14 protein-coding genes are annotated in these 15,465 nt (G+C 65.6%); 4 read left to right on the top strand and 10 right to left on the bottom strand.

The genetic code is table 11. The features are described from left to right. Positions 1-144: 144 nt before the first annotated feature. Both HOP51_RS05895 and HOP51_RS05890 read left to right on the top strand, forming a co-directional pair. Entirely contained in the window at positions 145-1,050 is a 906-nt protein-coding gene (locus HOP51_RS05895; protein WP_234273031.1) for a MurR/RpiR family transcriptional regulator, read from the top strand. A 108-nt stretch (positions 1,051-1,158) separates the two neighbouring features. Then, the gene (locus tag HOP51_RS05890; protein WP_234273030.1) at positions 1,159-4,122 is read left to right on the top strand and encodes a LysM peptidoglycan-binding domain-containing protein; all 2,964 of its coding nucleotides are present in this window, start codon (positions 1,159-1,161) and stop codon (positions 4,120-4,122) included. A gap of 85 nt (positions 4,123-4,207) precedes the next feature. Here the strand turns inward: HOP51_RS05890 and HOP51_RS05885 are convergent, their stop codons facing one another. After that, positions 4,208-5,185: an NADPH:quinone reductase gene (locus HOP51_RS05885; protein WP_234273029.1), complete on the bottom strand. Its 978-nt coding sequence runs from the start codon at positions 5,183-5,185 to the stop codon at positions 4,208-4,210. Between the two features lie 91 nt (positions 5,186-5,276). Further along, complete coding sequence (locus tag HOP51_RS05880) at positions 5,277-5,837, bottom strand: hypothetical protein (protein ID WP_234273028.1); 561 nt, start codon at positions 5,835-5,837, stop codon at positions 5,277-5,279. Between the two features lie 137 nt (positions 5,838-5,974). On the opposite strand from HOP51_RS05880, the gene HOP51_RS05875 reads away from it, so the two are divergent. Next, the gene (locus HOP51_RS05875) at positions 5,975-6,748 is read left to right on the top strand and encodes a glycerophosphoryl diester phosphodiesterase (protein WP_234273027.1); all 774 of its coding nucleotides are present in this window, start codon (positions 5,975-5,977) and stop codon (positions 6,746-6,748) included. Positions 6,749-6,766: 18 nt separating this feature from the next. Here HOP51_RS05875 and glsA read toward each other — a convergent pair whose 3' ends face one another. Then, entirely contained in the window at positions 6,767-7,699 is a 933-nt protein-coding gene (glsA, locus tag HOP51_RS05870; protein WP_234273026.1) for a glutaminase A, read from the bottom strand. A gap of 143 nt (positions 7,700-7,842) precedes the next feature. Between glsA and HOP51_RS05865 the strand changes: the two genes are divergently transcribed. Next, positions 7,843-8,343 (top strand): CinA family protein, encoded by a 501-nt coding sequence (locus tag HOP51_RS05865; RefSeq protein ID WP_234273025.1) that lies wholly within the window; start codon positions 7,843-7,845, stop codon positions 8,341-8,343. 162 nt (positions 8,344-8,505) lie between these two features. Here the strand turns inward: HOP51_RS05865 and HOP51_RS05860 are convergent, their stop codons facing one another. The 7 genes from HOP51_RS05860 to HOP51_RS05830 form a co-directional block, all read right to left on the bottom strand. Next, a complete protein-coding gene (locus tag HOP51_RS05860; RefSeq protein ID WP_234273024.1) occupies positions 8,506-9,957 on the bottom strand; it encodes a cobyric acid synthase in 1,452 nt (483 codons plus the stop codon). Then, positions 9,945-10,688 carry a 5,6-dimethylbenzimidazole synthase gene (bluB, locus tag HOP51_RS05855; protein ID WP_234273023.1) on the bottom strand — a complete coding sequence of 248 codons (744 nt, stop codon included), beginning with the start codon at positions 10,686-10,688 and terminating at the stop codon, positions 9,945-9,947. The genes HOP51_RS05860 and bluB overlap by 13 nt, the downstream gene beginning before the upstream one ends. Before the next feature lie 218 nt (positions 10,689-10,906). Further along, positions 10,907-11,518: a cob(I)yrinic acid a,c-diamide adenosyltransferase gene (gene cobO / locus HOP51_RS05850; RefSeq protein WP_234273022.1), complete on the bottom strand. Its 612-nt coding sequence runs from the start codon at positions 11,516-11,518 to the stop codon at positions 10,907-10,909. 11 nt (positions 11,519-11,529) lie between these two features. Next, positions 11,530-12,855 carry a cobyrinate a,c-diamide synthase gene (locus HOP51_RS05845; RefSeq protein ID WP_234273021.1) on the bottom strand — a complete coding sequence of 442 codons (1,326 nt, stop codon included), beginning with the start codon at positions 12,853-12,855 and terminating at the stop codon, positions 11,530-11,532. A gap of 1 nt (position 12,856) precedes the next feature. Further along, positions 12,857-13,624, bottom strand: coding sequence for an ABC transporter ATP-binding protein (locus HOP51_RS05840; RefSeq protein ID WP_234273020.1), 768 nt, complete (start codon positions 13,622-13,624; stop codon positions 12,857-12,859). Further along, positions 13,624-14,604: a FecCD family ABC transporter permease gene (locus tag HOP51_RS05835; RefSeq protein ID WP_234273019.1), complete on the bottom strand. Its 981-nt coding sequence runs from the start codon at positions 14,602-14,604 to the stop codon at positions 13,624-13,626. The genes HOP51_RS05840 and HOP51_RS05835 overlap by 1 nt, the downstream gene beginning before the upstream one ends. Positions 14,605-14,611: 7 nt before the next feature. After that, on the bottom strand, positions 14,612-15,421 hold the full coding sequence (locus tag HOP51_RS05830; RefSeq protein ID WP_407061780.1) for a cobalamin-binding protein: 810 nt from the start codon (positions 15,419-15,421) through the stop codon (positions 14,612-14,614). Between the last annotated feature and the right edge of the window lie 44 nt (positions 15,422-15,465).

Here is a 15,465-nt window from a genome sequence, read left to right as displayed (position 1 = left end):
ATCCTCCGGATTGACAATACGCAAAACATACCTGCTTTATTCTATTTTGCAATAAAATTTGCAAACAATCCCCACCCGGCGTCTTCAGCAAGGCAAGGAAGCTACAATGCTGTCCCGACGCCCCGAGAGAAGTGAAGCAACGCAATGAAGGACACCCTCACGACACCCCCGAAGACGCTGAGCGGCCTCAGGCAACGGCTCAAGGCCATCGAGGCCGGCGAGGCCGGCATTCGGCTGGGCAAACGCTCCCGGCACGTACTCGCCCTACTCGTGGAGGCACCGCAGCAGGCCGCCGTCTCCTCCATCAGCGAGCTGGCGGACCGGCTGGGCGTCAATGCCTCGACGCTCTCGCGCCTGGCCCAGCGCCTGGGCTATGGGGGATTCAGCCAGTTGCAGGATGTCTTCCGCCGAGAAGTCACCGAAGGCCAGAGCTTCTACAGTGACCAGGCCTCCCGCCTCCTCGAGGCGAGCGGCGACACGCAGGAGCTGGCCCGGCTGAGCCGGTTGGGTCGACAGGAGAGTGCCAACATGGCCAGTCTGCTGGAGCGGATCGACCCCGCGGCCTTCGAGCAAACAGTGACGCTGCTGGCGACGGCCCATCGGGTGCGCGTCCACGGCATGCGCCAGTTCCATTCCCTGGCGCTGTTCATGGCCTATGGCCTGGGAATGCTGCGCCCCGACGTCGCCCCTCTCGATGCGGGCCGGCAAGGCGTCGCCGATGCCCTGGCCCAGCTCGACCCCGGCGACGTGCTAGTGGTGGCAAGTTGCTTCCCCTACACCCCAAGCGTGCTGGCCACGGCCGAGGTCGCGGCCCGCCACGGGGTCGAGGTCATCGCCCTGACCGACTCGGAGAGCTCTCCCCTGGCCCGGGTCGCGCGGCACAGCTTCCCGGTGCCCAATCATAGCCTGTTCTACAGCAACAGCATGTGTGCCTTCATGCTGCTCGCCCAAGGGCTGCTGAGTGAAGTGGCCAGCGCCTTGGGTAGCGCTGGGCTGGCGGCGCTCAAGCACCGCGAGACGATGATCGCCGAGCTCGGCGCCTCCCTGTGACCTCGGACGGTCGCCCATGAGAAGTGCCACAAAAGATTCAACAAAACTTCAGACAACCTGCCTTCGCTCCTCCCTATGGTGATACCTTCACGGAGGAAGGAGTGGAGCATGTCATACCGGATCGATATCGACTCACTGCGCCGCTATCAGGCTGGCGGCGTGGTATCCAAGGCCATGACTGAAGGTGAGCGCCAGCGCTTCGAACAAGCCGTCGAAGAAGCCCTCAACGCCCGCGCGTCAGCAGGCGGCACGGGCGAACTCGACAGCGCAACGGAGCGGGTTTTCGTCGTCGAGGAAGGCGACAGCCTGTGGGAGATCGCCGAAAAGCTCCACGTCGATTACGACGATTTTCTCGCCCTGAACGAACGTGACGACATGCCCGCCCCGGGAGAAATCGATCCGGGCGACGTCGTGTTCGTTCCGCATACCTCCCCCGAGGAGGCGGCCCAGTCGCCACGCAACGCCGAAGGCGTTCCCACAGGCGAAGACGATTTCATCGACGGCCTGCGCGAGCGAGGCAACGATCTCGAATATGCCGATGACCCGGCCGCGGTCAATTACGACACCGAGATCGATGTCATCTCCCAGGACATCGAGCGCTACCTCGCGGCACTGCCGGCTGATGAACGACTGGCTGCCCTGCAGCGTCTCTACGATCACAACTGGGTGGATGCCGGCCCCGCTCAGATGGCCATCGAACAGGCCGCGGAGAACAGCGGATTGGCGCTTCAGCCGAGCAGTCACACCGGCCCGGAAGCAGAAGCGGCGGCACGCGAGATCATTGACGAGGCCCGTGAGCAGAGTGACCCTCAGGCGGCACTGGAGACCCTTGAAGAGAGGTACGAGGAGGCATCGCCGGCGGTCCAGGCCGCCCTGGGCCGTTCCAGCGATACCAGGGAGATCGCCGCCGAAGCAGGAGCTGGGATCGTCGACGCTGCCCGCGCCGAGGATGATCCGGCCAGCGCACTGCGTACCTTTGAGGCAGGACGGGCCGAGGCTCCCGGGCGGGTACAGAACGCTCTAGACCGATCCAGCGACGCCCAGGCGATCATCGATGAGGCCGCCGCTTGGGCCGCCGAACCTCTCACTGGTGAATTGCAGGGAACGGACACCCCCGAGCGGCGCACACTCGAGATGATCGAACGCCTCGACACCCTGACCGAAGGACTGGAGCCTGAGCTCGCCAGCGAGGTAGTGGAAGCCCTGATCGACGAGATCGAGGCGGCCAACCAGGGTGATCTACAAGCTTATGGCGGAGCCATGGCGGGCCCGAACGGCACAGCCCTGCTGATGGAGATCCTCGATCGTATCGCCGGAACGGAAGCCGGGGACCAGGCGGCGCAGCATATTGCCGAACACCTCCCGGTGGACATGAATACGGTGCGCAACGAGATGCACGAAGCGATCTCCTCCGGCGAAGCGATTCCCAGCCTGGCCCTGGCGATCGCCTCGTTGGAAGGCGCGGAGAGTTTCCGTGACGAACTGTTCACCGCCGTGGAACAGTTCCGCGACCATACCATCGGTGGACAGGCCGACGAGTACCACGAGCATCTCGACGAATTGAGCTTCCTGATCCTCAACGGCGGAGCGGCAATGACCGAGGAGCAGCTCGCAGCGGCGATCGACGAGTACATCGCTTCCAATCCCGACTGGGAAACGGAGTTCGAGGCACTGCAGGAGCAGTTGGCCGACAGCGGTGCCGGGCTGCTGGAACAGATAGAACAGCTGCGGGGGCTACCGGACGAGGCGGACGGCGATCAGCAATCGCGTATCGAGGCCCTGCTCGAAGATGCCAATGCCCAGTTGGCCGTATCGACTGCCCTCCAGGAGAAACCCGAGCGGGTGTCGGGGGAAGCAGGCGGCGCCCTGATCGAGACCTTCAACGAACTGGGTATCACCGAAGACCACCCCTTGGCGGTGAGTCTGGCCGGCGCCTACCTGCGCGAGAACGTGATCCTGCCTGCGGTCGACATCGATCCCAGCGACCCTCAGTCGCTGGAGGAGGCCCAGGCGCGGCTGGACGAGACGCTGCGCGACAATCCCCAGCTCGCCGAGCTGCTGGGCACCACGACCGGCGAACTCGATGAGCTCGCCGACACCTTCACAGCACTGGTACCTGAATTCACCGATGACTTCGACCCGCAGCGCTACCAGATCGACGTGGCGCGCAACCTCAACAATACCCTGGACAAGACCAACGAGATCTTCCGCAACTCGCCCTACAATCGCGCCTTCCGTGCTTCCGCGCTCTCCATCGTCGGCTCAGGGCTGGCCAATGCCATCGAGACCTACGGCGACGACCCTTCGCTGCGCAATGCCCTGCAAGTATCGATCGAAACAGCACGGGTCGGCGTCGATGGCGCCCAATTGGTCGACGCTCTGTTCACCGGCGGCGAAGGTTCCCGAGCCACGCCTGGCCTCAAGCTGGGCGGCAAATTCGTGCATTTGCTCGGTGCCTCGTTAGCCGGGGCCGATGCCCTGGCTCGCCTGAACGAGGGCGACGTGGTCGGTGCCGGTCTCAACGCGGCGGTGGCGGGCGGGGTCGGCTATGCGGTGTTCGGTAGCTCGACACTGGCAGGCCCAATCGGCTTCGGCATTGCCACCCTGGCCACCCTGGTGCAGTTCGGTCGTGACGCTTACCTGACCGCGCAGCACAACAGTCGCTTCGAAACCCAGACCACGGCGGACTTCCTCGCCCACGCCGGTTTCAGCGAAGAGGCCGCCCAACTGCTGATCGACCAGAGCGGCGATGGGCATAGTGTAGTGCCTCTGCTGATGCGCTATGGCGAACTTCACGGACTCTCGCCCGAGCAGACCGTGGAGTGGATCAACACGATTCCCGAGAGTGAGAACGGAGCCGTCATGCTCGCCGCTCTGCGCGACAATCTGCACAACACGCTCGACAAGTTCGATGGCGATATCAGCCAGTTCGACACCCATGCCGATGGCTTCGAACTGGCCTCGCCCTCACTCGGGGAGTCTCGCAGCGGTTCCCTGACGCCTCGCTCGCAGTTTGAACTCGACGCCATCCTGCCGCAGCTCGGCATCGAGTCTCCGCGGGAGTACGCCTAGTCGTACCGCCAAGAGGCTCAAGCGAAAACGACAACGCCCGCCTCGAGGAGAGACGGGCGTCGCATGAGTCGAGCTTCGTTCGGGCCTATGGCAGCAGTATGGTCGAGCCGGTGGTCTGGCGGCCGGCCAGCGCATCCTGGGCCTTGCCGGCATCGGCCAGGGCGAAGCGCTGGCCGATGTCGACCTTGACCTTGCCGCTGCCCAGCATGTCGAACAGGTCGCGACACATCATCTCGAGCCGCTCGCGGCTATCGGCATAACCGTTGAGGCTGGGGCGGGTCACGAACAGCGAGCCCTTCTGGTTGAGAATGCCAAGATTGACCCCTTCGACCGGCCCCGAAGCGTTGCCGAAGCTGACCATCAGCGAGCGCGGCTTGAGACAATCCAGCGAAGTGATCCAGGTGTCCTTGCCCACCGAGTCGTAGACCACGTCGCACATCTCACCATTGGTGAGTTCGCGCACCCGCTCGACCACGTTCTCACGGGTGTAGTCGATGGTTTCCCAGGCGCCGTTGGCCTTGGCCAGTTTCGCCTTCTCCTCCGAACTGACGGTGCCGATCAGCTTCACGCCCAGCGCTCGGGCCCACTGGCAGGCGATGGAGCCCACTCCACCGGCCGCGGCATGCCACAGGATCGTCTCGCCACCCTCGAGCGGGGCGGTCTGGCGTAGCAGGTACTGCACCGTCAGGCCCTTGAGCATGCTGGCGGCGGCGGTTTCCGCGTCGACGCTGTCGGGCAGTACCACCACCTTCTCAGCCGGCAGCACATGATACTCGGCATAGGCACCGAGCGGGCCCTGGGCATAGGCGACCCGATCGCCCTCCTTGAGGTGGCTAACGCCCTCGCCCACGGCGTCGACTACCCCGGCGCCCTCGGTGCCGAGCCCGGACGGAAGCCCTGGGGCTGGATAAAGCCCGGTACGGAAATAGATGTCGATGAAATTGAGGCCAATCGCCTCGTTGCGGACACGAACCTCGCCAGAGGCAGGATCGGCAGGCGTCACGTCGACAAGTTCAAGTACCTCGGAACCGCCGGTACGAGCAAACTGGATTCGCTTGGCCATGTCATTTTCCTTCGTTCGCTAACTGAGTGTGCTTCATCCAACCCTTCCCGCTCCACCCGGTCAAGCCCTACTCCCATTGCACGGACGGCGCTTAGCCGGGAAACGCCGCCAAACGTTCGACGAAGCGCCCCTTCTCCTGCTCGAAAAAGTGCGGATCGTGCTTGAAACGACGCAGCACGGCATCGTCATCGAAGCTCAGTGCCGGCTCCAGTTCACTCACGCCACGAGCCGGATGGTGAGAAGAGAGCCCAACGCGCCGACCGCCGGGGATCGCAAACCAGCGCTCGATACCGCAACGGCGAAAGAATGCCTCTTCGTCCTGATCCGCTGCGTCGACCCGAAGCGGGGCTTTCTGGGCCAGCTCGCGAATCAACCGCCGCAGGCTCTCGCGGTCACCGCCAGGCGAAGCATGCAACCACAAGGTCATGCCTGCACCCGACGCATCGAGCGTCAATAGGGCCAGCGCCCCGGGCCTGCCCCGGTCGTCCACCAGCGCCCACAGACGTGCGGCCTCATGAGCGAAGAGCAACTGTCGCGTACCGGTGAACGTGACCAACGGCGATAGCCCCGCTTTCCTTCCATAAATATCGGCGCACAGGCGTGCGAGCCAGGCATCGCGTTGCTCGTCACACTCAGGGGTCATCACCTTCATGCCTTGCCTCGTTGCATCGTCAAAGGCTGCAAGCCTAGCATAGTCGCGGTCGATTCCATGCGCGTCATCCCCGCTCGAGTCGCCATTCCGTCATCCTCATCGTTTAGCCTGCCACGACCTTCATGCGGAGCCCTGACATGCCAACGCACCCCGATATCGCCTTGCCCCGTTTGATCGCTCATCGCGGTCTCTCCGCCCACGCCCCGGAAAACACCCTCGTTGCGGTGAGAGCCGCCCATGAGGCCGGCTTTCAGTGGGTAGAGCTCGACGTTCAACTACTCGGCGACGGCACCCCGGTGATCTGGCATGACGCCACGCTCATGCGCTGTTCCGACGGTCACGGCCGGCTGGCCACGCTGGATCTCGCCGCGGTGCGCAAGCTCGATGTCGGCGGCTGGTTCGGCGACGGTTTCCGCGGTGAGTGCATGGCCACCCTGAGCGACATGCTCGAGCTGCTGGTGGAGCTGGACATGAGCGTCAACATGGAACTCAAGGTCACCAGCCGGCGCAGTGGCACCGAGCTGGCCGAGGTGGTCGTGCCTCGCTTGCTCAGGGCCTTGCCGCCGGAACGGCTGATTCTCTCCTCTTTCGACCAGCCCGCCCTGAATCATGCGCGCACCCTGGCCGACGCCTCGCTGCTACCCATTGGGGTGTTGACCGAAAGCGTGCCCGAAAAATGGTGCTCACGCTGCGAGGCGCTCAATGCCTACAGCATTCATACTGACTGGACCCGACTCACCGCCCGCCGCGCTCGTGAGATCAAGGCGGCCGGCTACCACTTGCTGTGCTACACGCCCAACGACCCAATGGCCTTCGCCAACCGCTGGACGTGGGGCGTCGACAGCGCCATCAGCGACGACCCGGCACTGTTCGCCGGTATTGCTCCGCCCCCTGACCAAGCTCAAGCGTAAGCGATAGCCAGACATCCCTCAGTTGAACATGCCGAGACGCCAACGTTGCGAAAACTGCTTCAGCATACGTAGCCCGGCAACGCTATTGCCATGGTCGTTCAGCGCCGGGCCAATCACGCCAATGCCCATGCGCTCGGGAACCACGGCCAGGATGGCACCGGACACACCACTCTTCGACGGTACGCCCACCTCCACGGCGTACCTGCCCGACTGGTCATACATGCCGGTGGTCAGCATCAGGGTGAGCACGATACGCACCGTTTCTTCGCTGATCCGCCTCTCACCACTCTCGGGGTCCTTACCACCATTGGCAAGTACCGCAGCGATCCGGGCCAACTCCCGGCAATTCATCTCGATAGAGGTCTGCTTGAGATAGGGCACCAGCAGGTCCTCTTCACCGCCTTGCACCACGTCGTGATTGCGCATGTAGTAGAACAGCGCTCGGTTGAGATCCTTATCCTCGGCTTCGAACATCTCGCGGTTGTAGTCCAGTTCGGGGTTGCCGCAGAGTAGGCGAAAGAAATCCAGCAAACGGCCGAACCGCTCCTCTCCATCGCGAGCGCGGATCATGGCGGTCGCCACGATGGCACCGGCATTGATCATGGGGTTTGAAGGAACGCCTACTTCACCTTCTTCCAGGGTGGCAATGGAGTGGTAGGGATCCCCCGAAGGCTCCATGCCTACGCGCTCGAACAACACCCCGGGGCCTACATCCTCCAGCGCCAGAGCGAGCGTGAGTGCCTTGGAAACGCTCTCCAGCGGAAACCGCCGCTCGGCACTACCAGCCTGGGCAATGCTGCCCTCGGCTCCCACCACGGAGATGCCGACCTGCTCCTGATCCTCTTCATTTGCCTCGGTGAACGAGGTCATTTCACCCTCATGACGATACGCCCGCTCGCCCGCCACGATCTCTTCCAACGTTTCACTCATCGATTCGTCGATGCGATCCATATCCGCCTCCTTGCGCATTGCGCGCTTCGACAGCGCCTTACCATTCGAGCCATTGCGCAACGAGCGCTAAACTGGCCTAGGTTGAAAATGCCGATTTACTACCGGTCGGCTTTGAGGCTAGTCGGCTATCAGGAGGAGAGGCAATGGAACTGCTGGATCGCATCACGGACTATCTGGTCGACAACGAATTGAAGCTTGCCACCGCCGAGTCGTGCACCGCTGGACTGATCGTGTCCGAGCTGGCCCGGGTGCCTGGCAGCGGCCAAAGCATCGACTGCGGCCTTGGCGTCTATTCGCCACAATCGAAGCATCGTTACCTCGGGGTCAGCTTCGACACCATCGATCGATATGGACTGACCAGCGAGGCCGTGGCCTGCGAAATGGCCAGCGGCGCGCTGAATAACAACGATGCCGATGTAGCCCTGGCCAACACCGGTATCGCCGGTCCCAACCCCGGCGACGACGATACCCCCATTGGCACGGTCTGCTTCGCCTGGGCCTTCCGCGAGAATGGCCGGCATCATCATTTCAGCGAAACCCGCCGCTTCGACGGTACGCGTAACGAAGTGCGCCTGGCTGCGGCCCACTATGCGCTGGAGCGACTGCCCCACTATCACCGGCTGAGCATCGACGCCTTCCTGTAAAACCGGGACGGCTCCCGACTCGCCTTCGATACCATCGTGACCACCTACCAGCGCATCGAGCACAAGCGCCAGCTGCCGCTCACGCCGGACACCGCAAGCTGACGAGGTGCGGGCCGACACCGACGTATCGGCCCGCACGGCAACCAACCGCTCCGCTCACATTCACAGCCCTAGCAGGCGCTCGATGGCGGCCATGTCCAGGTGCGCTTCCAGGCAGTCGGCCAGCCGGTCGAGTTCCTGCTGGCGATGGGCTCGGTAGTCCACCGCGTCACCCTGTGCTTCGAGCCCGAAGCGAGCCAGTAGCGCCGCACACGCCTCGGACCGATCGAATAGACCATGCAGGTAGGTGCCCATGACCCGGCCATCGTCGCTGACGGCACCGTCCGGCTGGCCTTGCAACTCAACGAGAGGCTTTGCCAGGGAAGGCCCCTCGCTCACTCCATTGTGGATCTCGTAGCCGCCAATCGGCACGCCTTCGGGTAGCAAGCGCCCACTTACGTTGCGCAGCTGCTTGCCTGCTACCATGCGCGTCTCGAACTCGAGCAGCCCGAGTCCCTCGCTGGAGCCCGCCGGCCCCTCCAGCCCATCGAGGTCGTGCACTGCCCGGCCCAGCATCTGGAAGCCGCCGCAGATACCCAGTACCCGACCGCCGTAGCGCAGATGGCGTTGTATCGCTTCTTCCCAGCCTTGGGCGCGCAGCCAGGCAAGATCGCTACGGGTACTCTTGCTGCCGGGCAGGACGATCAGGTCCGCCGGCGGGATCGCTCGGCCCGGCCCGATGAAGCTGAGTTCCACGCTGGGGTGAAGGCGCAGCGGGTCGAAGTCGTTGTGGTTGCTGATGCGCGGCAGCGCCGGCACCACGACCTTGAGCGTGCTCCCCGGCCCCACCCGCCCGCTGCGACCGATGCTGTCCTCGGCATCGAGCAACAGCCCTTGCAGATAGGGCAGCGTGCCGAACACTGGCTTGCCGGTGCGCTCGGTGAGCCAGTCGAGTCCCGGCTCGAGCAGGGCGATATCACCGCGGAAGCGGTTGACGATGAAGCCATGGGTACGTGAGCGCTCGCTCTCGCTGAACAGCTCCAAGGTGCCGACCAATTGGGCGAAGACCCCTCCGCGATCGATGTCGCCGACCAGCACCACCGGGCAGTCGACCATCTCGGCGAAGCCCATGTTGGCGATGTCGTTGGCGCGCAGGTTGATCTCCGCCGGGCTGCCCGCCCCCTCGGCGACGATCACGTCATAGCGTGCCGACAGCGCCTGCCACGCCGCCAGCACGCTCTCCCGCGCGGTGCGCTTGTAGGCATGGTAGTCCAGCGCGTCCATGTGGCCATGGACCCGTCCGCGCAGAATCACCTGGGCACCGCGGTCGCTCTCGGGCTTGAGTAGCATCGGGTTCATGTCGCTGTGAGGCTCGACTCCCGCCGCTAGTGCCTGTAGAGCGGTGGAGCGCCCGATCTCGCCGCCGTCCACCGTCACCGCGCTGTTGAGCGCCATGTTCTGCGGCTTGAACGGCGCCACCGACACCCCGCGCCGCGCCAGCACCCGGCACAGCCCGGCCACCACCGTGCTCTTGCCGGCGTCCGAGGTGGTGCCCTGGACCATCAGGGTTGGCATGGTCTGGCCACCTCTTGCAGCGCCTCGTGAAGGGCCTCGTGAAGGGCCCCGTCCGCCAGCGCCTGCCCCCAGCCGTTGCCATGCACCAGCTCGGTGAGGGGCAGGCGCTGGCGCCACCCGGAGCGGGCCAACTCGGGCTGCTCCAGAAACTCGCTGACGTAGCCCAGGCACAGATAGGCGAGCGGATAGACCGAGGCCGGAAGTCCCAGCACCTCGGCCAGCTCGTCGGAATCGAGAATGCTGACCCAGCCCACGCCGATGCCCTCGGCGCGGGCCGCCAGCCACAGGTTCTGCACCGCCAGGCAGGTGCTGAACAGGTCCGTGTCGACGATGCTGGTGCGTCCCAGCACCGGGCCATCGCCGCGGCTCCGGTCGCAGGTGATGCAGAGGTTGAGCGGGCTCTCCAGAATGCCTTCGAGCTTGAGGCGGCGGTACGCCTGCTGCCGCTCAGCGGAAAACTGCTGCGTTCCCCGCTCGTTCTCCCGCTCGAAGATGCCATGCACCTGGCGCCGCACCTCCAGGCTGTCGATCACCAGGAAGTCCCAGGGCTGCATGAAGCCCACCGAAGGCGCATGGTGCGCGGCGTTCAGCAGCCGAGCCAGCACCTCGGGCGGCACGGGGTCCGGCAGGAACTGGGCGCGCACGTCGCGGCGCTCGTGAATCGCGCGGTAGAGTCCCTCCCGCTGTGGCGGGGGAAAAGCGTGATCGGCTCGCCCGCTGTGTTCTGCCATGCGGCTCTCCAAAAACGTCATGAGGGAACGAGTCGGCAGGATGACTGCCAGCGAAAAGCTGATAATGCGTGAGCTCGGCAGGATGAGCGCCGAGAACAAGTCGAAGCGAGGGTCTTTTGCCATGGATGGCAAAAGTAGCGCCCAGGGATGGGTTCACAGCGCCCTCGCGATGGCTTGTCGCCGGAGAAGCTCATCATCCCCTCCAGCCGAATCATCAGCTAGAGTTCAATGCCCTTCTGCGCCTTGATCCCCTGCTCCTTGAAGGCGTGCTTGACCACCTTCATTTCGGTGACGGTGTCGGCCAGCTCGATCAGCGCCTCGGGGGCATGCCGGCCGGTGACGACCACGTGCTGCATGGGCGGACGGGCCTGCAGGTCGTCGAGTACGCGATCGAGCTCCAGGTAGCCGTGGCGCAGCGCAATGTTGAGTTCGTCGAGCAGCACCAGATCGACCGCGGGGTCCTCGAGCATGCCGCGAGCCACCTCCCAGGCCGCCTCGGCGGCTTGCACGTCCTTGTCGCGATCCTGGGTATCCCAGGTGTAGCCCTCGCCCATCACGTGGTAGTCGACGTTCGACTGCTGGCGAAAGAAGGCTTCCTCGCCGGTCTGGAGCTTGCCCTTGATGAACTGCACCACGCCCACCTTCATGCCATGACCCAGCGCACGGGCCAGCATACCGAAGCCGGAGCTGCTCTTGCCCTTGCCGGGGCCGGTGAGTACCAGCAGCACGCCCTGCTCCTTGTCGGCGCGGGCGATGCGCTCGTTCATGATCTTCTGCTTGTGGGCCATGCGCTCGGCATGGCGCTGGGGGTCCGCGGCATTTGCTCGCATGGGTGTTCTCCTCAATTCTGGGTGAAGCGCAGCGGTTCGCCGCGGAAGATAGCGGCAACAAGCGCCGGCGCCGAGGGAAAGTAGCCATGGAAATAGCTGGCCATGAGTGCACCTTCGACGTAGACCGGTTCGGCCGGGCTGCCGGCCAGGCGCCGGGCATGGGCGGCTGGCTCAAGCGGCGTTTCCAGCAGGGAGTGGTGGTAGGTGTGACCGCGCAGCTCGCCGACCTCGGTCGTCATGTGCTGTAGGCCCAGGGCGGTGAGCTTGCCAGCCATGCGCGCGGTGCCGGGCATCAGTCCCAGCATGGCATGCGCGTTTTCTTCACTGTCTACCAAGGTTTCCATGCACGCCATCAACCCGCCACACTCGGCCAGAATCGGCCGGCCGACGCCGTGATGCGCGCGAATCGCGGCGAGCATCGGCGCATTGGCGGCAAGTCTGGCCGCATGCAGCTCCGGGTAGCCGCCAGGCAGCCACAGGGCATCGCACCGGGGCAGCTCGCTGTCGGTCAGCGGCGAGAAAAAGCACCACTTGGCCCCCATCCGTTCGAGTAGGTCGAGATTGGCGCGATAGAGGAAGGCGAAGGCGTCGTCCCGAGCCACGGCAACGCGCACGCCCTCGAGCAGCCGCGACGGCGGCTCGGGGGCTTCGGCCTCGAGCGCCACCCGACCCGGTAGCTGATCGAGGCCGGCCGCCTTGAGCACCTCGGCGGCAGCGTCGAGCTGGGCGTCGAGGCCGGCAAGCTCACCCGCCTGCACCAGCCCCAGGTGGCGGTCGGGAATCTGCATCGCTGCGTGCCGTGGAATGGCGCCGAGCAACGAGAGCCCCGTCGGCATGCTCCCGGCCAGCAGTTTGCCGTGGCCGGGGCTGCCCACACGGTTGGCGATCACCTCGTGGATGGCAAGTTCGGGATGGAAGTTCGCCAGCCCCTGAGCCACGGCGCCAAAGGTCTGGGCCATGCCCCAGGCATCGATCACCGGCAGCGCCGGCAGCCCGGCCAATATCGCCAGGTCGGCACTGGACGGGTCGCCGTCGAACAGCCCCATGGAGCCCTCGACCAGGATCAGGTCCGCCTCGGCGGCGGCTTCGGCCAAGCGCCAGCGGCACTCGTCTTCGCCGGTCATCCAAGGGTGCAACTGATAGACCGGCTGGCCCGAAGCCACCTCCAGCACCATGGGGTCGAGGTAATCAGGGCCATGCTTGAATACCCTGACCTTGCGTCCGGAGTTGCGGTGTAGCCGCGCCAACGCCGCGGTGACCATGGATTTACCCTGGCCGGAGCCGGGGGCAGTGATCAGGGCGGCATGGGCCTCGCCGCGAATCGTCGCAGTCGTCATATCACCTCACGGGTACGAAAACGGGGGCACCGTCAATCTCGGCGGTGGCCAGACGCTGGCCGTAGAGCCGCTCCAAGGCGGCGGGCACCAGCATGCTTTCCGCCGGCCCCCAGCACGCCTCGCCGTCGGGATAGAGCAGCAGCAGGTGGTCGCACCAGCGCGCCGCCAGATTGAGATCGTGCAGGCACATCATCACCGCGCGGCCCTCGGCAGCCTGCTCGGCGAGCAGCGCCATCACCGCGCTCTGGTGGTGTAGGTCGAGATGGTTGGTCGGCTCGTCGGCGAGCCAGATCTGCGGCGCCTGGGTCAGCACCGTGGCAATGGCCAGGCGCTGGCGCTCACCGCCCGAAAGCGTGCTGACCAGGCGTTCGGCCAGATGCGCGATGTCGAGGCGTTCGAGCGCCGCCTCGGCCAGGCGCAGATCCTCGCCGCCCTCCATCTGCCACACCGAGAGCCACGGATGCCGACCGATCAGCGCCGTCTCGCGCACCGTGGCGGGAAAGCCATCGTGACGCTCCTGGAACACCAACCCCAGGCTGCGTGCCACCTGGCGCCGGCCCAGCGACGCCAGCGGGCGACCGTCGACCAGCACCTGTCCCGCCCGCGGGCCACGCAGCCCGGCCAGGGTATGCAGCAGCGTGGTCTTGCCGGCGCCGTTGGGGCCGAGTACGCCCCATACCTGCCCCGGCTCGACACTGAGCGTGAGCGCTTGACCGTTGCGCCGCCCCGGCACGTCGACCACCAACTCGCGGATCTCGAGGCGGTTCATCAGCGGCTCCGATACAGCAGGAAGAGGAAGGAGGGCACGCCGAGCAATGCGGTGATCACCCCCACCGGCAGTTGCTCCGGGGCGATCATGGTACGCGCCAGGGTATCGGCCAGCACCAGCAGCGTGCCGCCGGCCAGGGCGCAGGCGGGCAGGATCAGGCGTTGATCGTTGCCCAGCACCAGACGCAGCATATGCGGCACCACCAGGCCGACGAAGCCGATGCTGCCGGCGGTCGTCACCGCGGTGGCGGTGAGCGCACTGGCCACGAGATAGATCGTCCACTCCAGGGGGCGCACGTTGACCCCCAGGGCAGCTGCCTGCAGCGGCCCCCGGGCCATGACGTTGAGGCTGCGACCCAGCGGCAACAGCAGCAGACAGATCGTCAACAGCAGTGCCAGAGGTGGCCAGGGGGAGCGTGAGTAGGAGAGGTCGCCCATCAGCCAGTAGAGCATACCGGGCAGTCGCTCGGCGGGGCTTATCGCCAGCATCAGCGTGATCACCGCGCCCCAGCCGGCGGCCACCACCACGCCGGTGAGCAGCAGCCGCGAGGGAGTCCAACTGCCGGTACCGTGGGCCAGACCGAACACCAGCAGCGTGGAGAGAAAAGCCCCGGCGAAGGCGGAGCCGGTGATCACCGCCCCACCCAGCCCCGCCAGCATCGCCGCCAGCGCCCCCACCGAGGCGCCGCCGGAGAGACCCAGCACGTAGGGGTCGGCCAGGGGATTGCGCAGCAGCACCTGCATCAGCGCCCCCGCCACGGCGAGCAGGCCGCCCACGGCAAAGGCCGAGAGAGAACGCGGGATACGCAGGTCGAGGATCAGCGTGCGCGCCAGGGAGCTACCCTCCCCGCGCACCACCGCCCATACGTCGCCCAGCGACAGCGCGGCGCTGCCCAGGGTGACCGATAGCAGCAGCGCCGCCAGCCCCAGCAGCGCGAGCACCGCCAGCGGCGGCCACAGTGAGCGCTGGGGCGTGGTCATGCCGGCTTCAACGCTTGGCACGGGCACGGTCGAGCTGCTCGCAGAACAGGCGGCTGCCCTCGAGCAGGCGCGGCGTGGGGCGCTGGATCAACGACGGAGGCACGAAGTAGAGATTGTCGCGTTCGACGGCGGTCAGGCTTGGATATTGCTGCCAATGGGTCAGCCAGCCGCGGTTCTCCTCGCCCATGCCTCCGGCCAGGATCGCCTCGGGGTCGGCGGCCAGCACCGATTCGTCGTCGATGCGCGGCACCAGCCGCGACAGTTCGCCGAAGACGTTGACCCCGCCGCACAGGGTCAACACCTCGCCGATCAGGTGCTCGTCGTTGATGGTCATCAACGGTTCGTCCCACACCTGGTAGAACACCGATACCGGCTCCGCATCGGCGTAGCGCTCGGCCAGCGTCGCCATGCCGTCGCGGAACTCGGCGGCAACCCGCTCGCCCTCGTCGCGGGTATCGGCCAGCAGCGCCAAGCGCTCGACGGCGCTGGAAACGCCCTCGAAGTCCCTCGGCTCGATGTAGAACACCGGTATGCCCAGCGCCTCGATGGTCTCGAGCTGCTCGGGCGGGTTGCCGGTCACCCAGCCAATTACCAGGTCGGGGTTCAGCGCCACCAGGGTTTCCAGATCCATACGGGTGTGGCTGCCCACCGACTGAACTTCCCTGGCCTCGGGCGGGTAGTCGCTGAAGGCCACTACCGCCACCACCTTCTCCCCCGCCCCGGCGGCATAGGTCAGCTCCGTCGCGCCTGGTGACAGCGTGGCGATGCGCTCGGTAGGCTGGTCGAGACACACCTCGCGGTCGCGATCATCGACCACGCAGACGGGATCCGCCTGGGCTGAGGCTCCCCCCCAAAAAAGGA

The organism is Billgrantia zhangzhouensis (assembly GCF_021404465.1).
GTDB lineage: Bacteria > Pseudomonadota > Gammaproteobacteria > Pseudomonadales > Halomonadaceae > Halomonas > Halomonas zhangzhouensis.
This window is presented reverse-complemented; position numbering and strand designations above follow the sequence as displayed.